This window comes from Hyunsoonleella ulvae, from assembly GCF_016827605.1.
Classification (GTDB): Bacteria; Bacteroidota; Bacteroidia; order Flavobacteriales; family Flavobacteriaceae; genus Jejuia; species Jejuia ulvae.
This window is the reverse complement of the sequence record NZ_JAEPJQ010000002.1, coordinates 285,719-307,282: the sequence shown is the minus strand read 5'-3', so window position 1 is coordinate 307,282 and position 21,564 is coordinate 285,719. Positions and strand designations below refer to the sequence as shown.

The following is a 21,564-nucleotide window of genomic DNA, read 5'->3' as shown; positions in this document are numbered from 1 at the left end:
CACTATTATGTGCAGCCCCAAAGTACTGGCAACATTTGTAGGTTTTATTTATGCGCTATTTGTATATTTTCTGTTTTCAGGCAATATATTATATGCTGATGGAGTTGGTGCATTAATTCTACCTGTTATAACATTAGGATACTTTTTACATGTTAAAAAGCGGTCGCTTTACTTGATTTTGTTTTTAATATTTCATTCAATATCAGATATATTGATGCTTTTTTCGCAATATATGTCTGATGATGTTGATTATTTTGTGGGTAATACACTGTATGTTCTAGCTTATATTGCTCTAGCTATTGAAATTGCTAAAGATTTATCAATTAGCTATATTTTAAAGCATTATTTGTTTTCAATAATAGTACTGTTTTTGCTCAATGTATACATAAGCTATGTGCTGTTTCAAATTATTAGCACCTATTTGGATGTAGGGATAAAATATGTATTAGAACTAGTTTACAACATTTCTATGCTAATAATACTGTCCTTAGCTTTGTTGAATTATTTTTGTAAGGATAGCAGAAAGGCGTTTTACATATTAGTAGGAGCTATATGTATTGTTTTCTCCGAAGTAATCAGCATTGCGTATTTATATGTGTCTGATACAAACTTGCTCAACTTTTTTGCAATATCTTTAGGACTTATAGGTTTTTACTTTTTGTACGAGCAAGCTAAACTTAAATATAGAAAACAAGATAAAGTACTGCATTAAACCTTAATAAAGGGAATATCTTTTTTATATAGTAAAGCAATTACTGTAGCAAGTAAAAATGTAACCACAGCTGTGATAAAAAGTAAACCGCCGTCTCCTTTTACATCTATACCTAATATTGTAAGATGCATCATTATTGCACCGCCAATTATCCCTATGGTAAGAAGAGCACCAATCCAAACTGTTTTTCTAACAAGTAACAGTATGCCAGCAATAAGTTCCATGATACCAACACCAATTCTTCCATAAGGTTCCAAGCCTACAGTTTCAAAAATATAAATACTGTCTTCATGACCAAGAAATTTAAATCTCAATGTTTGAATCAAAATTATCGCAACTATAATTCGTAATGCTAAAGGAAGGTATGTTTTCATAATTATTCAATTTAATAAGCATTTAGACGCAACAATGCATAAAAACTTATTAAAATTGAAAAAAAACTAAACTGTTATGGAAACACCCTTAGCTGTTTTGTTTTTATTAGTATCAAAAAAGAAATCAATTTGTCCTAGATAAAGCCCGTAACAGCCTACCTGGTTAACAAGTAATTCTTTATTCTCAGAATTCTTTACAATGCTTGGTTTGGATAGAAAAGTGTGGGTGTGCCCTCCAATAATTAAATCAATATCTTTTGTGAGTTTAGCAAGTTTTAAATCACTTATTTTATCAGGGTTATTTCTGTAATCATAACCAAGATGGGATAAACATATAATTAAATCGCATTGTTCATCATATTTTAAAATACGTGTTATATCTTGGGTTATCTCAATAGGATCAAGATATTTTGTTTCCTTGTAAAGCCTTTTTTCAACCAGTCCGTTAAGTTCAATACCCAATCCAAAAACACCTATTTTAACCCCACCTTTCTTAAAAATCTGATAAGGTTTTACATGTGTATCTAATAGTGTGCTGGAGAAGTCGTAATTGGCAGAAACAAAGTTAAAATCAGCATGTGGTAATTGTGCGTAAAACCCGTTAATGCCATTATCAAAATCATGATTACCAATCGTAGCTAGATCATATTTCAATTTACTCATGAGTTTAATTTCCAATTCACCTCCATAATAGTTAAAATAAGGTGTACCTTGAAAAATATCCCCAGCATCAAATAGTAAGGTGTTTGGATTTTGTTGTCTTATACTATCAATCAAAGCGGCACGTCTTGCCACGCCTCCTTTGTTGGCATTCCTACCTTCATCAGGTCCAAATGTGTCTATGTGACTGTGTACATCGTTGGTATGTAATATGGTAATTTTAGTAGCCTTTGGCTTTGGAGCAAAAGATTGGAGCCCTAAACTGCCAATAGCGGCCAAAGCAGTTGTTCCGGTAGATACTTTTTGAATAAAATCTCTTCTTCTCATCTGCTTATTTTAATGTAAATCTATCATCTATTACTGGGTTAATCGTATCCGTCTTTCTAAAATAATCAATCATGGCATTTCTTACTTTGTAATTTAAATCATAAAGTCCCTCGTTAGGTTGAAAGAAAGTCATGTTGTCCCCTCTGTTGTATAAATAATCACTGGTGGCAAAGTAGTATGTGCGGTTAGTGTCAATTGTTTCATTATTTATGGTGGCGCTTATCAAATTATAGGCTTTATTAACTGTTATCTTAAGACCAGCGATAGGGTTGGCTCTTTTTTTGCTAACTAAATAGTTTATAGCATTATCCAATGCTTTCCCTTTGAGTGCAACAACAACTATTTCATTTTCAAATGGCATAACATTATAAGCGGTTCTGGCCGTTACAGGACCCTTTGGTATTTCTGCACGTATGCCTCCATGGTTTAAAATTACAGCATCAATTTTTTTCCCAGTTCTTTTGTAAAAAACAGTATTTCCCTGTAGCTGTACAATGTCTGCCATTAAATTACCAATAGCTGTGTTTAAAGTACCGTCATTTTTGGAATAGGTGTCTACTGCGTAGGCAATCGTACTGTCTAAGTCATTGTTAATACGGTTTTTATATGGCGCAATAAATGCCTCTATACCTGCATTGGGCGTAATAGCTGTATTTATATCCAAACGTTGCCCTTCAACTTTATTTAAATATAGCTTTTGGGTTCTACAGCCTATCGATATCAGTAGGATAAGTGAGATTAAACCTAATTTGGATTTGACAAAATTTGCCATCTTAAATTTGATTATATTTTGAGTGTACTTTTGCTACCTTTGCGCAAAGTGTAAATTTAAATGTTTTTAAAAGCTTTTAAGACAAAATCAAATAAAAAGTATTTGAATAAATTATTATCTGACCGTAAAGTCAATGTTGGTAATAATCGCATTAAAAGCTTGGGTGTTATTTTAAATTTTGATGAGATTGAAGATTTTAACGCCTTTAATGTGTTGGCCTCCCATTTAAAAATCCATGCCAATAAAATTAAGGTCATTGCGTATACCAACGATGTAAAAAACCACAGTAATTCTTGGGACGCTTGTTTTAACGCAAAAGATTTTGGCTGGAATGGCGAAATAAAAAATATTGAATTACGAGCATTTTTAGAAGAGTCTTTTGATGTTTTGATCAGTTATTATTCCGAAGAACATTTGGAATTAAAATTATTAACAGCTTCTTCTAAATCTCAATTTAAAATCGGAATTTTGCAAAGTGATACACGTTTAAATGATATCATTATAAAAACTAAGATTAAAGAGGTTGATGTATTTAGCGATGAAGTAGTTAAATACTTAACGGTATTAAATAAAATTTAAAAAATGAATAATAAGTTTCTTGGAACTGGAGTGGCACTGATTACACCTTTTAAATCAGACTTGAGTATTGATTATGATGCGCTTAGTACAATTGTTGACTATAATATTGAAAACGGGATTGAGTATTTGGTAATATCCGGGACAACAGCAGAAAGTGTAACTATAACTAAACAAGAAAAAAAGGATATCACTGCAGCTATAATTAAAACTAACAAGGGAAGGGTACCACTGGTTTTAGGAATTGGGGGTAATAACACTGCTGCAATAATTGAAGAAATAAAGGATACGGATTTAAGTGAAATAGATGCCATTTTATCTGTGTCTCCTTACTATACTAAGCCAACCCAAGAAGGCATTTATCAGCACTTTAAAGCAATATCAGAAGCTAGTCCAGTGGATATTTTACTTTACAATGTTCCAGGGCGTACTTCAAAAAATGTTGAGCCGAGTACCATTATTCGCTTGGCAAACGATTTTAAAAACATAATAGGTGTTAAAGAGGCAGGTAATAGTACGTACCAGTATTTACAACTCTTAAAAAATAAACCTGAAGATTTCTTAGTGATTTCTGGAGATGACGATTTAGCATTGGGAGTAACGCTTGCAGGAGGAGCGGGAGTTATTTCGGTAATAGGTCAGGCATTTCCAAAAGAATTTTCCGAGATGATTCGTTTGGGACTTAAAGGAGAAGCAAAGGCAGCCTATAAATTTCATTTCCGTCTAATGGATGTTATCGACTATATTTTTGAAGAAAATAACCCAGCAGGCATAAAGTCGGTTTTTGAAGCATTAAATTTATGTGAATCTAATGTCAGACTACCATTGGTAACAGCATCGAAGGAATTAAAAGAAAAAATAGCGGGCTTTGTAAAAACGTTTTAGTTTGGGTAAGAAAATAAAAGATCCAGGTATTGGTAAATCTTCTGCGCAATATGTAGGACGGTTAATTGATGATAATGGATTTTTTAATGTGGTACACCTCAATAAATCAAAACGATTTTCTGAAGCTTATAACTATCTTATAAATATATCTTGGGGAGCTTTTTTTGGTCTCTCATTTGTCTCTTACATTTTTGCAAATACATGTTTTGCTTTTTTGTATTTATTAATAGGAATTGAAGAAATTACAGTAGCTTCTGGGAGTATGCTTCAGGATTTTTTTAACGCCTTCTTTTTTTCTTCCCAAACCTTCACCACTCTAGGTTATGGAGCAATGTCTCCAACTGGAATGGCAAGTGGTATAGTATCTTCGATTGAAGCTTTTATTGGATTGATGTTTTTTGCATTTGCTACAGGCTTGCTTTATGGAAGATTTTCTAAACCAAAGGCAGCTATTAGGTTTACAAAGCATTTAGTGTTAAATGATGTTAAAGCGCATAGAGCACTGATGTTTAGAATTGAAAATGATAGAAAGAGCACGATGATTCATCCAAAAGTAACGGTTACACTTACACTTTCGAAGAAAAATAAAAAAGGGGTATATGTAAACGATTTTTATACTCTGGAATTAGAGAGGGACAACATAAACTACCTACCAACAACATGGACAATAGTCCATGAAATAGATGAAAAAAGCCCTTTGTTTAGATTTTCTGATGATGATATTGTCAAACAACAAGGAGAATTGATAGTAATGGTTAGCTACTATGACGAATCTTTTAATCAAGAGGTACACCAAATGTGCTCATATTTATTGAAAGATATTAAGCTTAATTTTAGATTTATAAAAACCTTTCATTACAACGAAAAAGGACAGATGGTGCTAGATCACAAGCTTTTTGATGCCATTGAATCTACTAAAAGTTAAATATAACTTAAACCTTGTGCTTGCAGTATTTGAAGATTTATTTTAGCCGTGAAATAATATTTTTAAATTACGTTTAATAAATGTAATTTTGCATTCTGTTTAAAATCTATGAGAACTACTCTTTTTAGCATATTAGTAATAGCCTGTATTTTAAGTTCCTGTAGCGAGTATCAAAAGATTTTGAAATCTGAAGATGTCGCTTTAAAATTTAAAATGGGAGACTCTCTTTTTCAGGAAGGTAAGTACGAGAAAGCCAATAGGATTTTTGCGCAAATAGTTCCTAAATACAAAGGAAAACCTCAAGCCCAAAAATTAATGTATTTGTACTCGAAATCTTTTTTTGAAATGAAGGATTACTATGTTTCAGGGTACCAATTTGAACGTTTTGTTGCAAGTTATCCAAAAAGTGAAAAGAGAGAAGAAGCAGCCTTTTTAAGTGCTAAAAGTTATTATATGCTCTCTCCTAGATACTCTAAAGACCAAAAGGAAACTAAGGACGCTATTGAGAAATTGCAAGAGTTTATAAATGTTTATCCAAACTCCCAATATGTTTCAGAAGCTAATGTTTTGGTAAAAGAGTTAGATTTTAAGCTCGAAAAGAAAGCATTTGAAATTGCTAAACAATACAATCACATATCAGATTTTAAGGCATCTATAAAATCATTCGATAATTTTATTTTTCAATTTCCAGGGTCCACTTTACGAGAGGATGCGTTATTTTACAGATTAGATGCAGCATATAAACTTGCTGTGAACAGTGTGGATTTTAAAAGAACAGCCGAAGGAATTGTCAATTTAAAGAAAAATAGATTAGAACAGGCAAAAGAGTATTTTAACGCCTTTAAGAAAGCCTATGCAGCTTCTAAATATATTGCAGAAGCAGAAGAAATGGCAGCAACAATAAATGAACAATTAGAAGTATACAGTGCTAAAAGTTAATATATAATGATGGATTTAAAGAAAACCACAGCTCCAGTAAACACAGTAACTTATGATAGAAATCAAGTAGATGAGCCAACAGAGAACATCTATGAGGCCATTTCTATCATTTCAAGAAGAGCAGAGCAAATTAACACAGAGATTAAAAAAGAACTTATAGATAAGTTGGAAGAGTTTGCTACTTATAATGATAGTTTAGAGGAAATCTTTGAAAATAAAGAACAAATTGAGGTATCAAAATTTTATGAAAAATTACCAAAGCCTCATGCATTAGCTGTTCAAGAATGGCTTACAGATAAAATTTATTTTAGAAATACTGAGGAAGACGCTCAGTAATCACAATCTATGAGTATACTAAGCGGCAAGAACATTCTGTTAGGCATTACAGCAGGTATTGCCGCTTATAAAACAGCTGCTCTTGTGCGATTGTTTATAAAATCAGGAGCACAGGTTAAAGTGGTAATGACGCCCGCTTCCAAAGATTTTATAACACCACTTACACTATCCACACTTTCCAAAAATCCAGTATATTCATCGTTTACTAACGAAGAAGATGATAATGCTGTATGGAATAATCATGTAGATTTAGGACTTTGGGCAGATATATTTGTTATTGCACCAGCAACAGCAAATACCCTATCCAAAATGGCAAATGGTACATCTGATAATTTATTACTTGCCACATATTTATCAGCCAAATGCCCTGTGTATTTTGCACCAGCAATGGATTTGGATATGTACAAGCATCAGTCCACCAAAGATTCTTTTAACAAGTTAGAAGCGTTTGGTAATATTATGATTCCAGCAACTAGTGGGGAATTAGCAAGTGGCTTGGTGGGTGAGGGTAGAATGGCTGAGCCAGAGGATATCGTTACTTTCATAGAAAATGATATTCTAGAAAAGCTTCCACTTAAAGGAAAAAAAGTACTTATTACAGCAGGACCAACATATGAAGCCATAGATCCTGTACGTTTTATAGGTAACCATTCCAGTGGAAAAATGGGATTTGCTTTAGCAAAAGCTGCGGCTAACCTTGGTGCTGAGGTTGTTTTAATTACGGGACCAACACACCAAAAGACATCCCACAGTTTAATTCATGTTTTACCAGTTATTAGTGCAGAAGAGATGTACCAAGAAGCGCATAAATATTTTAAGGATATTAATGTAGCGATACTCTCGGCGGCAGTAGCTGATTTTAAACCTAAAGAAGTTGCAACAAAAAAGATTAAAAAGAAAGCAGATACGCTAACTTTAGAACTGGAACGCACAAAGGATATTTTAGCATCTTTAGGGGAAATTAAAACGCATCAATTCTTAGTTGGTTTTGCCTTAGAAACAAATAATGAGTTGGAAAATGCAAAACAGAAATTAAAAAAGAAAAATTTAAATTTAATTGTTTTAAATTCGTTACAAGATAAGGGTGCCGGTTTTAAAGGAGATACAAATAAAGTTACGTTAATAGATAATAAAAATAATGTAACAGAGTTTCAATTAAAATCTAAGGCTGAAGTAGCAGTAGATGTATTAAACGAAATTGTAAAACATGTTTATGCGTAATTTTTTAATCATTCTTTTATTAAGTTTTAGTACAATAAGTTTTTCTCAAGAACTTAACTGTACCGTTGTTGTTAATGCCCAGCAAACTGGTAATGAGAATTTACAGATCTTTAAAAATTTAGAAAAGCAACTCACAGAGTTTGTAAACAATACTAAGTGGACTGATAGAACTTACGCTTCCCAAGAGTTGATTAATTGTAGTATGAATATTATAGTATCCCAATACAGTGGAGAAACATTTCAAGCTACACTACAAGTACAATCTTCCAGACCTATTTACGGATCGTCTTACAGTTCTCCAATTTATAATTTCAACGATAAAGATTTTACGTTTAGATATTTAGAGTTTCAAAACTTAATTTATAACCCTACCCAATACACCTCTAATTTAATCTCTGTATTGGCATTTCATGTGTATATGATTTTGGCGTTGGACGCAGATTCTTATGAACAAAATGGCGGACAGGAATATTACAAACAAGCACAAACCATTTTAAACTATTCCCAACAAGAAAATTTTAAGGGATGGAAGTTAGAAGATGGATTACAAAGTAGGTTTATACTTATTGATAATGTATCGTCCACAACATTCAAAGAATTTAGAAATGTAGTGTACGATTATCACAGATTAGGACTGGACGAAATGAGCAACGACGCTAAAAAAGGTAAGCAACAAATAGCATCAAGTTTGGTTAAGTTTAAGGCAATGAATAGTAGGCGTCCTAATTCCTTTTTATTACGAACTTTTTTTGATGCTAAATCAGACGAAATAGAACAAATTTTTACAGATGGTCCACAAGTAAACATCGCAAATCTTAAGGATGTTTTACAGAAAGTGGCACCTATGCATTCTAGTAAATGGAGAAATATTAAATTTTAGTAATTCCATAGAAAGCTAGAATATATTGAAACTTACAAATTAGCTGTTTTTACAATATGCTTACATCGCTAACCATTAAAAATTACGCTTTAATAGATCAACTTCAAGTTAATTTTAATGATGGGTTTACCATAATTACAGGAGAAACAGGAGCAGGAAAATCTATTTTGTTGGGTGGTTTGTCTCTCATCTTAGGAAAGCGTGCAGATTTGAGCAGTTTAAAGGATAAAGAGACTAAATGTATCATTGAAGCCGTTTTTAATATTTCAAATTATAATTTAAAGTCTTTGTTCAAAGCCGAAGATTTAGATTACGATACACAAACTATCATACGAAGAGAGATTTTGCCATCTGGAAAATCGAGAGCTTTTGTTAATGATTCTCCGGTAAATTTAAATAGCCTACAGTTACTGGGTAAGCGTTTAATAGATATTCATAGCCAGCACGAAACCCTACAATTAACACAAAACGAATTTCAGTTTCAAGTTATTGATGCACTAGCTAAAAATCAAAATAATATTGATGTCTACATCAATGAGTTATCACATTATAAAAAACTAAATACAGATTTAGAAGCACTTAAAAACCTCAAGGCAGAAGCGATAAAAGAGCACGATTATAACTCGTTTTTGCTCAATGAATTGGTGGAAGCTAATTTGGTTGACGGGGAATTAGAAGCTTTAGAAGAAGAATATGAGACTTTAAATAATATTGAAGATATTAAGACACATCTATCAGAAGCCTATCAATTACTAAATGATGAGCAGATTGGCGTGATTTCAACAATGACTAATTTAAAAAGTAGTCTTCAAAAACTATCCCATTTGTCTTCAAAATATGAACATTTATACGACAGGGTAAATAGTAGTTTTATAGAAATTGATGATATTTTTTCAGAAATTGACACCGAGCAAGATGCTGTTGAAGCAGATCCAATACGTTTGGAAATGGTGGATGCCAAACTACGTAAGTTAAACGGTTTGTTTGATAAGCATCAAGTAGCAACCATTTCTGAACTCATTGAGATAAGGGACGTATTGAGTGAAAAAGTAGGTGTTACTGAGAATTTAGATGAAACGATTCAACATAAAATTACAGACGTTTCCAAATCTGCAGAAAAGCTTGATGCTATAGCAAACACAATTCGATCTAATAGAGAAAAAGCTATTTCAGGTTTAATGCAGCAATTGCAGAGTACACTTTCTGATTTAGGTATGCCCAATGCCCAATTTAAGATAGAAATTTCATCAACAGAAAGTTATCTTTCTAATGGTAAGGATACTTTGTCGTTTTTATTTTCAGCGAATAAAGGTGGGAGTTTCAATGAATTAAAAAAGGCAGCATCAGGAGGGGAATTATCCCGAATTATGCTAACCATTAAACTTATATTATCTAACTATACACAACTGCCAACTATTATGTTTGATGAAATTGATACTGGTGTTTCAGGAGAAATTTCAAATAAAATGGCAGATATCATGCTGCAAATGAGTAAAAACATGCAGGTGTTTTCTATCACGCATTTACCACAGATTGCAGCAAAGGGGCATTCCCATTTTAAAGTTTATAAAGAAGATGTAGCCAATACCACAGAAACAAAATTGGTAAGATTAAATCACGACGACCGTATTGTAGAAATAGCGCAAATGTTGGGAGGTACGGATTTATCATCTTCGGCAATCGCGCATGCTAAAGAATTACTTAATTAAAAAACATTCCAAATTTAAGTTGAAAGTTAGTACTTTTGGCATCATAAATTTAATAAGAAACGATAACCGACGAATACTATGGCTTATAATTTATTAAAAGGAAAAAAAGGAATCATTTTTGGAGCATTAGATGCTAATTCAATTGCTTGGAAAACAGCAGAAAGAGTGCATGAAGAAGGTGGGCAATTTGTGCTAACCAATGCGCCTGTAGCAATGCGAATGGGGCAGATTAACGAGTTAGCAGAAAAAACAGGTTCTGAGATTATCCCTGCTGATGCTACTTCTGAAGAAGATTTGCAAAATTTGATAGAAAAGTCGATGGAGGTTTTAGGAGGTAAAATAGATTTTGTATTGCACTCCATAGGGATGTCCATTAATGTTAGAAAAGGCAAACACTATACAGATCAAAATTATAGTTGGACACAAAAAGGAACAGATGTTTCTGCTATGTCTTTTCATAAAGTGATGCAAACGCTTTATAAGGCAGATGCTATGAACGAATGGGGTAGTATTGTTGCGCTTAGCTATATGGCTGCTCAACGTGTGTTTCCAGATTACAACGATATGGCAGATAATAAGGCTTACTTAGAGAGCATAGCACGTAGCTTTGGGTACTTCTTTGGAAGAGATAAAAAAGTACGCGTAAATACCATTTCCCAATCGCCAACACCAACAACAGCAGGTAGTGGTGTAAAGGGGTTTGATGGATTTATTTCCTATGCCGAAAAAATGTCACCATTAGGTAATGCAACAGCCTTAGATTGTGCAAATTATACCGTTACATTGTTTAGTGATTTAACCAAACGTGTAACATTGCAGAACTTATACAACGATGGTGGTTTCAGTAACATGGGTGTAAGTGATGCAGTGATGAGTGCCTTTATGGGAGAAGAGTAGATACCGTAATATATAATCTTTATTGACCTGATAGGTTTTTAAAACCTGTCAGGTCTTTTTGTTAGGAATAATTACTTTTGTGTTATGCAATTGCAGTACTCATTTATAATTCCAGTGTATAATCGTCCAGACGAGGTAGATGAACTCTTAAAGAGCTTTAAGAGCATGACGACCCATTTGGACTATGAAATTGTAATTGTAGAAGATGGCTCTACCAATACTTCAGAGCACATATTAGAAACCTATAAAAACGATCTAAACATAGCTTATTTTTTTAAAGAAAACTCAGGTCCGGGAGATTCTAGAAACTATGGTATGCAACATGCAAAAGGTAACTATTTTATTATATTGGACAGTGATGTTATTTTGCCTGAGAATTATTTGAATGAGGTAGACAAAAGCTTAAAGGTTGAGTATGTAGATTGCTTTGGAGGTCCCGATGCGGCTCATGAATCATTTAGCGATTTACAAAAAGCTATAAATTTTGCGATGACGTCTTTTATCACAACTGGCGGTATACGGGGCAATAAAAATGCCGTAGATAAATTTCAACCCAGGAGCTTCAATATGGGGTTATCAAAAAAGGCATTTCAAGCATCGCTAGGTTTTGGACAAATCCATCCAGGGGAAGATCCAGATTTATCTATCCGTTTATGGGATTTAGGATTTAAAACAAAACTAATTCCAGAAGCAGTAGTGTATCATAAACGCCGTATTTCTTGGAGTAAATTTAAACAACAAGTTCGTAAATTTGGCTTGGTACGTCCTATTTTAAATAAATGGCACCCGCAAACAAAAAAAATTACCTATTGGTTTCCTACAATTTTTATTATAGGTTTTGATATATCTATAATACTAGCAATTTTAGGTTTTTGGTGGTTTTTAGTTATGTATCTATTATACTTTATAATAGCTTTTATAGCAGCAATTTATACCACAAAGCGTATAAAAGTATCAATAATGGCATTATGGGCAATTTGTATACAATTTTTTGGTTATGGTTTAGGTTTTCTAGAATCCACTATAGCTATTCATATTTTGAATAAAGATCCAGAAGTACACTATCCAAAGCTATTTTTTAAGTTAAAATGATAAAAACGTTAAAAACAGAACTACTAACTTCCATTAAGAATAAAAGACTTAATGTGTTTTTGCTATTTCTGTTTTCAGCTTTTATCATCCTAATTTTCACTAAACTCTCTAAGGAATATACCAATACCTTAAGCTTTGGTATAAAAAAAATAAACGTGCCAGATAATGAAGTTATTTTAAAAGACTCAACTCGAAAATTATCAGTAACACTTAAAACACATGGTTTTAACTGGCTTAAATACTACTTTAGTACACCAAATGTGAGTATAGATTTTTCGAATGAAGTATACAAGAACCAGAGTACTTATGTCTACACAAAATCTGTATCTTATTTAAATGAAAAAAAGCCATTTCAAAATAACGTAAAGTTATTAAGTATTAATCCGGACACGTTGGTTTTTAAATATGATACTAACCTTATTAAGAAAGTTCCAGTTAACATAGAAACAGATATTTCTTTCTTGCCTGGGTTTGATGTGTTGGATCATTATACAACCATACCAGATTCGGTAACTGTAATAGGACCTCACAATATAGTTAAACAGATAAATCATATTGATGCAGAAAAAGTAACCCTTAAACAAGTAAAGGAAGATATTTCGCAAACAACAAAACTAGTGCTACCTAATGCGTCTAAAGACTTAAAATTTTCGGTTAAAGAGGTTGAGTTTACTGCTAATGTTGAAAAATTTACAGAGGGAGTACTTACAGTTCCTGTTAAAATTATCAACTTACCCCAAGGTGTTTCAATTAAATATTTTCCAAAAGAGGTAAAAGTATCGTATTATACAAGTTTAGATAACTTTAATAAAATAAAACCAAGCCATTTTAAAGTAAGCTGTGATTTTAATAATGTGAGCGAGAACCAATCTATTCTTATTCCTAAGTTGGTTAAAATACCAGAAAAAGTGAAACATGTAAAGTTGAATCAACAACAAATAGAATTTATAATCATAAAATGATAGTAGTTGGTTTAACAGGCGGTATAGGTAGTGGTAAAACCACAGTGGCTAAAGAGTTTGATGCTCTAGGAATTCCTGTTTATATAGCTGATATTGAAGCTAAAAAATTGATGAATCGTTCTAAGGTTATCAAACGCAAGCTCATTGCACTTCTGGGAGAAAAGGCTTATAATGATGGTAAGCTTAACAGACCTTACATTGCAAATATCATTTTTAATGATAAGAGTTATCTAGAAAAAATAAATGCCATTGTACACCCTAAAGTAGGGAGTCATTTTAAAAAATGGGTAGTCAAGCAAAAAGCACCTTACATCATAAAAGAGGTAGCTATTTTATTTGAAAATGGTGCCAACACCCAATGTGATTTTGTAATTACTGTAACAGCACCAAAATCATTACGAATAGAACGCTTGCTAAAAAGAGATAATACTTCTAAAGAAAAAATTGAAGCTATAATGAAAAATCAGTGGAGTGATCGTAAAAAAATAGAGCACTCTGATTTTGTAATTACAAACAAAAATATACAAGAAACAAGGCTTCAAGTACGCAAAATACACCAGCAAATTCTTAAAAAAATACAATAAATCTCTAGTTTTAACATTTTTGTTAATGTAAGGTTAAATGATAAGTTGACTAATCGTTAAAATGTTAATTTTGGGTAATGAGCAAAAAAGTATTTGTCCTATCGGTCTTATTAATGAGTCTATCACTTATAGGAATAATTTTTGTTCAAGCCTATTTTATAAATGATGCGTATAATAACGAAAAAGCGCGTTTTAAGTTTAACGTAAAAAGTGCCTTAAGTTATGTGTCTAATGCCATTGAAAAAAAGGAACTAGACAATTATTTTGAACGTTTTCAGGAATTAGATAGTGAAAAAAAGATAGATTCTGCTGCTGTTTCTCAATTGTTTATTTATCAGAGAAATAACAGTACCAAAGACATGCTTTTTTATAGAAGCAGTATTTTAGAAGAAAATTATAAATTATCTTCTTCGCTCTTTGACATTGGTTTAGATAGTATTGATATCAAGCGAATCATAGGGAATTCCGAAATAAAAGTTATTGAAGGGACTGAGTCTTCAGAGATAGATATTGATAAATCTCCTATATTAAATATAGTACACAGTGGTATTTTAGGTGATGCCCAAAGAAGTTCGTTTGAAAAGAATTTTAAAGCATTAGCAAAGCAGAGACCTGTTTATGAGCGTGTATCTATAGAAGAGTTGGAAACGTTGCTAACTTCTAAATTAAATCAGAACGGTATAGATATAGATTTTGAATTTGCGGTTTACAGTAGGGATTTAGCAACTAAATTGTACAGTGAAGGTTTTGAGAAAACAGAGACTTCAACCTACAGTGTGCCTATTTTCTACGATGAAAATAACCAAAGTAATTACAAGCTTTTATTAAACTTTCCAGGAGATAACAAGTTTATATTTTCTTCTATTTTAGGAATGGTTTTATTGTCCATTGTGTTTACATCCATCATAATTGTAGCCTATTCAAGTGCTTTATTTCAATTAGTTAAACAGCGTAAAATTTCACAGATTAAAACGGATTTTATCAATAATATGACGCATGAGTTTAAGACGCCAATTGCTACAATTAATTTAGCATTGGATGCCATAAAAAATCCTAAAATTATTGATAGTAAGGACAAAGTAATGCGCTACCTTAATATGATAAGAGAGGAAAACAAGCGTATGCACGCACAAGTTGAAAACGTATTGAGAATATCTAAATTAGAAAAGAACGAACTAAATATTAGTAAGGATAGAGTGGATTTGCACGACCTAGTTGAAGATGCTGTTACCCATGTAGAGTTAATTGTTGAAGACAGAGATGGGTATATAAAAACGCATTTAGAAGCAGATCAAACATCGGTTTTGGCTAACGATACACATTTTACAAATGTAATAGTGAATATGCTGGATAATGCTATAAAATACTCACCAGAAACTCCAAAAATTGATGTTTTTACAGAAAATGTGGGCACTAATATTTTATTAAAAATACAAGATCAAGGCAGTGGAATGAGTAAAGCTGCCATAAAACGTGTTTTTGAGAAATTTTATAGAGAACACACAGGAAATATACATAACGTTAAGGGACATGGTTTAGGTTTAGCATACGTAAAGCGTATTGTAGACGACCACCAGGGCTTTGTCTCGGTAGAAAGTGAAAAAGGTAAAGGAAGTACATTTACGATAAAACTTCCGCTAATATCATAGAATTATGGAAGAACAAAACAAGAAAATTTTATTAGTAGAGGACGATCCAAATTTTGGAACCGTGCTTAGGGATTATTTAATGATGAATGACTATGATGTAGTTCATGCTAAAAATGGCATGGAAGGTTTCGAGAAATTCAAAAAGGACGATTACGATTTATGCATATTAGACGTTATGATGCCCTATAAAGATGGATTTACTCTTGCTAAAGAAATACGAGAGAAGAATACTGATGTGCCTATAGTGTTTTTAACAGCTAAAGCTATGAAGGAAGATGTGTTAAAAGGTTACAAAGTTGGTGCAGATGATTATTTAAATAAACCTTTTGATAGTGAAGTATTGCTCATGAAAATAAAGGCTATTATGCAGCGTAAAGCAACTGAAACCATAGCCGATAGTAAGCAATTTGAGTTTGAGATTGGACGTTTCCATTTAAATTCTAAATTACGATTTTTGCGTTTTGATGGAGGAGAACCTATAAAACTTTCTCCAAAGGAAAATGAGCTATTGCGTTTGTTAGCCCTGCATGAGAATGATTTAATGCCCAGAGAGTTAGCCCTAACAAAAATTTGGCGTGATGATAATTACTTTACCTCAAGAAGTATGGATGTTTACATAGCTAAGTTGCGTAAGTATTTGAAGTTAGACGAAAAGGTTGAAATTTTAAATATTCATGGAGAAGGCTTCAGGTTAGTAGTAAACCGTTAGACTGTATTCGTACATATATAAAAAAATCCAGCAAACGCTGGATTTTTTGTTTAAATACGTTTATGCAACCATGCTTTAAATTCATAGAAGTTTTGAGGTGCAACCCCATGTCCTACTGGAAACTCTGAATATGTGTTTTTTATGTTTAAAGCATTTAAAAACGGTTGGGTTTGTCTTGCCCAATCTGGTGGAATTACTTGGTCTACACTACCATGTGAGCAATAAAAATCTAAATGGGAATACGCATTATTGTCTAAGTGCTCTGGTAAGATATCTTTATTTATGTAGCCACTTAGCGCTATAATATTTTTTATTTTTTCAGGATATGTCAAGGCTAAAGCGTAACTTAAAATACTACCTTGGCTAAAACCTAAAAGAGAGACGTTACTTGGGTTAATGTTATATTCTTGTTTTATCTCATCAATAAATTTTGAAATTAGGTCTACTGATTGTTTAGCTTGTACATTGTCATTCCATTTACCTTTGTCTGCATCAAAATTAATGGCATACCAAGCATTGCCAAAAGGCTGCATGGCATAAGGTGCCTTTGCTGAAACTATTAAAAGTTCATCAGGTAATTCGTTAGCAAAAGAAAATAAATCATTTTCATCACTACCATAACCATGTAACATGATGAGCAACGGTATATTTTCTGTTACTGAAGATGGTCTTAAAACGTAATCTAGAGATAAAGACGTGTGAAGCATAGAATTAACCTACATTTGAAAAAATTCTTTGAAAAAAATCTCCAACTAACGGAACTGTTTGCACTTTGCCACCAACAGCATTAATTAAAGCATATATCACAAGAATTGCAAAGCATAAATAAAAGGAGGACGTTACCATCCAACTATCAAAAGAACTAGCGATAAACGCAAATAAATGAAACATAATCCACAACCCCATAGATTGTCTTATGTTAAAACTTATAAAAGGGTTTCTCTTATCATTATTCATAAAATAGGCTATGATAATACCTATAATACCTAAATAACTAACTATTGAAAGCCCTTTACCATCTTGTATGTCTTGTTGCGTCATTTTATTTTAAAGCTAATATGTTGTTTGAGATACTACCATAAACACTTCCTTTTAAGGTTTCTCCTTTAAAAATTGAATTGTGAGATTTTGAAAGGATGTGTTGCCCTGAAAATGTATATTTTGTACTTGGATTAAATAATGTGGCGTTCAATTTATTACCAACTTTTATAGGAGTATCATTTACACCAAAACGTTGTTTCCCTTTAGTAAGAATCTCTATGGTCTTTTTTAGTGTAAACTTTTGCAGTAATGCCCCAAAAGCACTTTCTAATCCAATAGAACCATAATCAGCGTGGTCAAACTCAACTTTTTTCAACTCGATATCTAAAGGGTTGTGATCACTGGTAACCATATCAATAGTGCCATCTTTAACACCGTTTATTAGTACATCAATGTCATTTTGAGTTCTTAGCGGAGGCTTAACTTTAAAATTGGTGTTAAATTCCGTTAGGTTTTCATCAGTAAAGTACAAATTATGTATTGCAACACTACAGCTAACATTTAATCCTTTTACTTTTGCTTCTTTTATTAAGGCAACACTTTTAGCTGTAGAAATTGTAGGAATGTGTAATTTACCTCCTGTATATTCCAACAAAAACAAATCTCGCGCTACTTGAAGTTCTTCTGCTAGGGCAGGGTTTCCTTTTAAGCCCAAAGATGTACTCGTAATATTTTCGTTCATAACACCCAAACCAGAAATGCTGTCTTCTTGTGGAAAAGAGCACACCAAGCCATCAAAATTACTAGCATATTGTAATGCTATTTTTAGGAGGTTGGGGTTAGAGATAGGGGTTTTGTAATCATAAAATGCAACCGCACCAGCATTCATCATATCAAATAGTTCAGCGAGGTCTTCCCCTTTACCACGCTTTGTTAGGGCTCCTATAGGTAGCACATCTACAGCACTGTTTGCGCTTTTAGTTTTTATAAAAGATATATCAGCACTACTATCTGCAATGGGATTCGTATTAGGGTTTAAAGCTACGGTTGTGAACCCTGATAATGCAGCAGTTTTAATACCGTTGACTATAGTCTCCCGCTCTTCAAAACCTGGTTCTCCAAAAGACACACTGCTATCAAACCATCCTTGGGATATGTGTAGGTTTTCTAGAGCAATTTCTTGATGTTTTTTGGGGTTTTTAAGGTTGGTCCCTATTTTAGAAATCAATCCGTCTTCAATTAAAATATCTTGAGTTGTGTTATGGAAATCACTTTTGGTATCAAGTATTGTGGCGGATTTTATGAGTATGTTCATTTAAAATATTTTAAGATGAGCATTTCCGTTAGCAACAGAATCAGTGCAAAAATAACAAACCATTTCCATAAGGCGTTAACTTTGGTCTCACTTTTTAAGGTGTAAAACAATTCGCTTATGGAATCACTGGTTTTAAGGTGTTCTAAATTGTCAATTTCTTGATATATTAGATTACTTTCATTTCGGTTGTAATTATAACTCACATTTTTTAATGGCACCTCTTTGTGCATCAGCATGTAAATCCCTTGTTTATTGGGCAGTTCATCTGTGGTTATCTGTACTTTATTGTTAAAATTTTGCTGTTTAGGAATCATTCTATCGTCGTTGAGTTGCAACGTCAATACTTCGTCTTGTTGTAAATTAACGTTTACTTCAAAACTATTTTGCGTTCCTATGGTATAATATAATTCAGGGATTTTAAAACTGCGTTTAGCAATATTATATAGTGTAGGCACTATTAAAGGAGAGTTTTTAAAATTTGAATTTTTTGAATTTAGAGACGCTGAAAAAAGATACGTATTACGATTCCCTATTAAAAAGGGTTTTCCATCTTCAAATGATAGGATAGATGACAGATTGCCTGAGCTGATATTATAGAATGAATTGATTTTGGGATATTGAAAATTGGAAATTCGCTTTTCAAAAACACCGTTATTATATAGGGGATGACTGTAGTTTATAGTTGTAATACGCTTTTCTGCTTCTATAGCATTACCGAGATTTAAGTTGTAATTAGCAAGTAAAGCATTATAAGAATTAGTTTCAGTCTTTTTAGCAGGGATAATTAAAATAGTCCCACCATTATCGGTAAACGATTTTAAAACAGTAGTTAAAGCTCTGGGTATAGTTTCCAGCTCATTAATGACGATAAGGTTTTGGTTATTTATGCGGTTATAGTCTAAAGTTTTTAGACCATAACTCATAAATCTAAATTCGTCTTTTGTATAGATACGTTGTAAAAAGTCTGGGTTTGTATTGCTAATAGCTAAAACATTAACCTTTTCAGGAGCATTTAAATTAAAAAATAGGGAATTATCAAACTTTAGATGTGTATCACTAATTTTAAGTTCTCCGTTAATAATTTCGTTTGTGGGCAAATCAAAAGTAATGCTAGCTTCGTTGTTTATTTGCGTGGATGTTTTTGCAATTAAATTATTGTTATTAAGAAGGGAAACAGGAACATTTTCTATAGGCTTACCATTATTTTTTAGTATGACGGTTAACTCTAATTTAGTTGGATTCGATTTAGAAAGATAAGCAGTGTCAATAGCTATGTTTTGTGGGTTAATGGGGTGTAATTTTACAGCATATACATCTACAAGGGTGTCTTCTTCAATATTAAAAATTTCATCCTGTTCTTGAAAATCAGAAACGAAGACCAATTTTTTTAAGGTTTTTAAATCTTTACTAAACAGTTTTTTGCTTTTTAAAAGTGCGGTTTTAAAAGAGATACTATTAGGTGTATACTCCAATTGTAATAAACTGTTTTTTATGGCTTTTATGGTTGTATTTTTAAAAGTTTTAGAATTAGTTATAATTGAAATTGGTTCATCTTCTGGAACATTGGTCAATAAGTCTTGAATGGCACGTTTTAATAATATTCCATTATTGCCTTTAGCTTGCATACTAAAGGAATTATCTAGATAGATTACCGTTTCAGTGTTTTTATTTAGTGTTTTGTTTTTTGAATAGTAAGGTTGGGAAAATGCGAAAATAATGGCTCCAAATAGCAATAATCTGGTAAGTAGTGTTAACCACTTTTTTATCTGGGAACTTTTACGCGTTTGCATTTCTACCTGTTTTAAAAACGCAACATTGGTAAAAGGGATTTTTTTAAACTTTCTAAGTTGAAATAAATGGACTATTATAGGGATTACCAGTAAAAATAAAGCGTAAAGAAGTTCGGGATATTTAAACTGCATCTAAGTTTTTAGTTTATCAAACCTACGTATTTTTTTTTATTAATTAAGTTAACAAAAGAAAATGTAGTCTTTAAATGCTTGTAAATTTAAATTACCCAAATACACCCTTATTTCGTTTTGAGCTTCTTTATTGGCTACAGTTATTAAACTTTGTGGATTTTTTATGCTTGCCAATGCATTAAAACTAAGCATTTGTATTCCATAAATTTTTTTTCCGATTTTATTGGGATTATCACAAATCCATCTAAAAGGAATATTTCTCTGTATAAAGATGTTTGCCATTAACTTTCCTTTAGTACCTGCACCCCATATTACTAAAGTTTTTGATGCATCGTAATCAATATCTAAAAAGTGTTGCACTTTAAGCGTAGTAAAATGGTTTTGTGCATAATGTATGTGCGTTCTAGAGGTTCTGGTGCTGTAGTCCCTCCATTTATGGATAACCTCCTTACAAGGAATACACTTATAGTTGTTTTTATAGAAGCGAAATGTTAAATCGTAATCTTCAGGGTAAATATTAGGATTAAATGCGTTACACGCTTCTAAGTCCTCCCGATGTAGCATCCAACATGGGGACGGAATTACACATTCTTTGTAAATCTCATTATAGTTATTACCTGATTGCGTCAGGTTATTTAACCATATTTCGTACGCTTTATACCCGGGACCAACCCCATTGGCATTAAAATATTCTACCAACCCAATTGCTACATGCTTTTTTCCAAATTTTATAAGGTTGTTTGCTAAAACTTCAAGTTTGTTTGGGAGCATAATATCATCACTATCCATTCTTGTTATCAACGTACCAGAACTGTATTTAAATCCCATTTTTAGTGCATCAATAATGCCATTGCCATCATTTTTACGAAGTTGTATACGTGCATCTTTTTTGGCAAATTTTTCAACTATACTTAAGCTTTTATCAGTGGAATGATCATCTACAATAAGTAATTCCCAATTGTTGTAGGTTTGTTGTAAAATAGAATTTAGGCATTCACTTAAAAAACGTTCAGTATTTTTAAAAGGTGTTAATATGCTTATTAGCGGTTGTTCCATAGGCGAATATAGTATCTTTTAACAAAACCTTGGGATAACATAGTACGCTATAATGTTATTTTTGATCTACTTTTTTAACAA

At 32.4% G+C, this 21,564-nt stretch carries 23 protein-coding genes; 15 read left to right on the top strand and 8 right to left on the bottom strand.

All coding sequences use genetic code 11. From position 1 onward, the window contains the following. The first annotated feature begins 7 nt into the window (after nucleotides 1-7). On the top strand, nucleotides 8-712 hold the full coding sequence (locus tag JS605_RS07005) for a hypothetical protein (protein WP_203256983.1): 705 nt from the start codon (nucleotides 8-10) through the stop codon (nucleotides 710-712). On the opposite strand, the gene JS605_RS07000 is transcribed toward JS605_RS07005, so the two are convergent. The 3 genes from JS605_RS07000 to JS605_RS06990 all read right to left on the bottom strand — a co-directional run bounded on the left by JS605_RS07000 (nucleotide 709) and on the right by JS605_RS06990 (nucleotide 2,845). Continuing rightward, a complete protein-coding gene (locus JS605_RS07000; RefSeq protein ID WP_203256982.1) occupies nucleotides 709-1,086 on the bottom strand; it encodes a DoxX family membrane protein in 378 nt (125 codons plus the stop codon). The two genes, JS605_RS07005 and JS605_RS07000, sit on opposite strands and share 4 nt — an antisense overlap. 66 nt (nucleotides 1,087-1,152) lie before the next feature. Next, complete coding sequence (locus tag JS605_RS06995; RefSeq protein WP_203256981.1) at nucleotides 1,153-2,073, bottom strand: bifunctional metallophosphatase/5'-nucleotidase; 921 nt, start codon at nucleotides 2,071-2,073, stop codon at nucleotides 1,153-1,155. Between the two features lie 4 nt (nucleotides 2,074-2,077). After that, nucleotides 2,078-2,845: a 5'-nucleotidase C-terminal domain-containing protein gene (locus tag JS605_RS06990; RefSeq protein ID WP_203256980.1), complete on the bottom strand. Its 768-nt coding sequence runs from the start codon at nucleotides 2,843-2,845 to the stop codon at nucleotides 2,078-2,080. A gap of 60 nt (nucleotides 2,846-2,905) precedes the next feature. On the opposite strand from JS605_RS06990, the gene JS605_RS06985 reads away from it, so the two are divergent. The 14 genes from JS605_RS06985 to JS605_RS06920 all read left to right on the top strand — a co-directional run bounded on the left by JS605_RS06985 (nucleotide 2,906) and on the right by JS605_RS06920 (nucleotide 16,209). After that, a complete protein-coding gene (locus JS605_RS06985) occupies nucleotides 2,906-3,424 on the top strand; it encodes a DUF6913 domain-containing protein (RefSeq protein WP_203256979.1) in 519 nt (172 codons plus the stop codon). A gap of 3 nt (nucleotides 3,425-3,427) precedes the next feature. After that, nucleotides 3,428-4,306, top strand: coding sequence for a 4-hydroxy-tetrahydrodipicolinate synthase (gene dapA / locus JS605_RS06980; protein ID WP_203256978.1), 879 nt, complete (start codon nucleotides 3,428-3,430; stop codon nucleotides 4,304-4,306). Between the two features lies 1 nt (nucleotide 4,307). Further along, nucleotides 4,308-5,231 (top strand): ion channel, encoded by a 924-nt coding sequence (locus JS605_RS06975; protein ID WP_203256977.1) that lies wholly within the window; start codon nucleotides 4,308-4,310, stop codon nucleotides 5,229-5,231. A 108-nt stretch (nucleotides 5,232-5,339) separates the two neighbouring features. Further along, the gene (locus JS605_RS06970) at nucleotides 5,340-6,170 is read left to right on the top strand and encodes an outer membrane protein assembly factor BamD (protein WP_203256976.1); all 831 of its coding nucleotides are present in this window, start codon (nucleotides 5,340-5,342) and stop codon (nucleotides 6,168-6,170) included. Between the two features lie 9 nt (nucleotides 6,171-6,179). Continuing rightward, nucleotides 6,180-6,506: a DNA-directed RNA polymerase subunit omega gene (locus JS605_RS06965; RefSeq protein ID WP_203257389.1), complete on the top strand. Its 327-nt coding sequence runs from the start codon at nucleotides 6,180-6,182 to the stop codon at nucleotides 6,504-6,506. Nucleotides 6,507-6,515: 9 nt separating this feature from the next. Beyond that, a complete protein-coding gene (gene coaBC, locus JS605_RS06960) occupies nucleotides 6,516-7,727 on the top strand; it encodes a bifunctional phosphopantothenoylcysteine decarboxylase/phosphopantothenate--cysteine ligase CoaBC (protein ID WP_203256975.1) in 1,212 nt (403 codons plus the stop codon). Then, on the top strand, nucleotides 7,720-8,607 hold the full coding sequence (gene porD, locus JS605_RS06955) for a type IX secretion system protein PorD (RefSeq protein WP_203256974.1): 888 nt from the start codon (nucleotides 7,720-7,722) through the stop codon (nucleotides 8,605-8,607). The genes coaBC and porD overlap by 8 nt, the downstream gene beginning before the upstream one ends. Nucleotides 8,608-8,663: 56 nt before the next feature. After that, complete coding sequence (gene recN, locus JS605_RS06950; protein WP_203256973.1) at nucleotides 8,664-10,316, top strand: DNA repair protein RecN; 1,653 nt, start codon at nucleotides 8,664-8,666, stop codon at nucleotides 10,314-10,316. Nucleotides 10,317-10,394: 78 nt separating this feature from the next. After that, a complete protein-coding gene (locus tag JS605_RS06945; protein WP_203256972.1) occupies nucleotides 10,395-11,213 on the top strand; it encodes an enoyl-ACP reductase FabI in 819 nt (272 codons plus the stop codon). Between the two features lie 84 nt (nucleotides 11,214-11,297). Further along, nucleotides 11,298-12,305 (top strand): glycosyltransferase, encoded by a 1,008-nt coding sequence (locus JS605_RS06940; protein ID WP_203256971.1) that lies wholly within the window; start codon nucleotides 11,298-11,300, stop codon nucleotides 12,303-12,305. Beyond that, the gene (locus JS605_RS06935; protein WP_239000293.1) at nucleotides 12,302-13,267 is read left to right on the top strand and encodes a CdaR family protein; all 966 of its coding nucleotides are present in this window, start codon (nucleotides 12,302-12,304) and stop codon (nucleotides 13,265-13,267) included. The genes JS605_RS06940 and JS605_RS06935 overlap by 4 nt, the downstream gene beginning before the upstream one ends. Then, a complete protein-coding gene (coaE, locus tag JS605_RS06930; protein ID WP_203256970.1) occupies nucleotides 13,264-13,851 on the top strand; it encodes a dephospho-CoA kinase in 588 nt (195 codons plus the stop codon). The genes JS605_RS06935 and coaE overlap by 4 nt, the downstream gene beginning before the upstream one ends. Before the next feature lie 77 nt (nucleotides 13,852-13,928). Next, nucleotides 13,929-15,500, top strand: coding sequence for a sensor histidine kinase (locus tag JS605_RS06925; protein ID WP_239000292.1), 1,572 nt, complete (start codon nucleotides 13,929-13,931; stop codon nucleotides 15,498-15,500). 4 nt (nucleotides 15,501-15,504) lie between these two features. Beyond that, nucleotides 15,505-16,209, top strand: coding sequence for a response regulator transcription factor (locus JS605_RS06920; RefSeq protein WP_203256969.1), 705 nt, complete (start codon nucleotides 15,505-15,507; stop codon nucleotides 16,207-16,209). Nucleotides 16,210-16,259: 50 nt separating this feature from the next. Here the strand turns inward: JS605_RS06920 and JS605_RS06915 are convergent, their stop codons facing one another. From JS605_RS06915 to JS605_RS06895, 5 genes are read right to left on the bottom strand one after another with little or no spacing between them, the layout of a single operon-like run. Next, nucleotides 16,260-16,916, bottom strand: a complete 657-nt coding sequence (locus JS605_RS06915; protein ID WP_203256968.1) for an alpha/beta hydrolase — start codon at nucleotides 16,914-16,916, stop codon at nucleotides 16,260-16,262. A gap of 4 nt (nucleotides 16,917-16,920) precedes the next feature. Then, nucleotides 16,921-17,250, bottom strand: a complete 330-nt coding sequence (locus JS605_RS06910) for a hypothetical protein (protein WP_203256967.1) — start codon at nucleotides 17,248-17,250, stop codon at nucleotides 16,921-16,923. A 1-nt stretch (nucleotide 17,251) separates the two neighbouring features. Next, nucleotides 17,252-18,505 (bottom strand): dihydroorotase, encoded by a 1,254-nt coding sequence (locus JS605_RS06905; protein ID WP_203256966.1) that lies wholly within the window; start codon nucleotides 18,503-18,505, stop codon nucleotides 17,252-17,254. Further along, on the bottom strand, nucleotides 18,502-20,427 hold the full coding sequence (locus JS605_RS06900; RefSeq protein WP_203256965.1) for a vWA domain-containing protein: 1,926 nt from the start codon (nucleotides 20,425-20,427) through the stop codon (nucleotides 18,502-18,504). Before JS605_RS06900 ends, JS605_RS06905 begins: the two co-directional genes overlap by 4 nt. 48 nt (nucleotides 20,428-20,475) lie before the next feature. Next, nucleotides 20,476-21,483 carry a glycosyltransferase family 2 protein gene (locus tag JS605_RS06895; protein WP_203256964.1) on the bottom strand — a complete coding sequence of 336 codons (1,008 nt, stop codon included), beginning with the start codon at nucleotides 21,481-21,483 and terminating at the stop codon, nucleotides 20,476-20,478. Nucleotides 21,484-21,564: the final 81 nt, after the last annotated feature.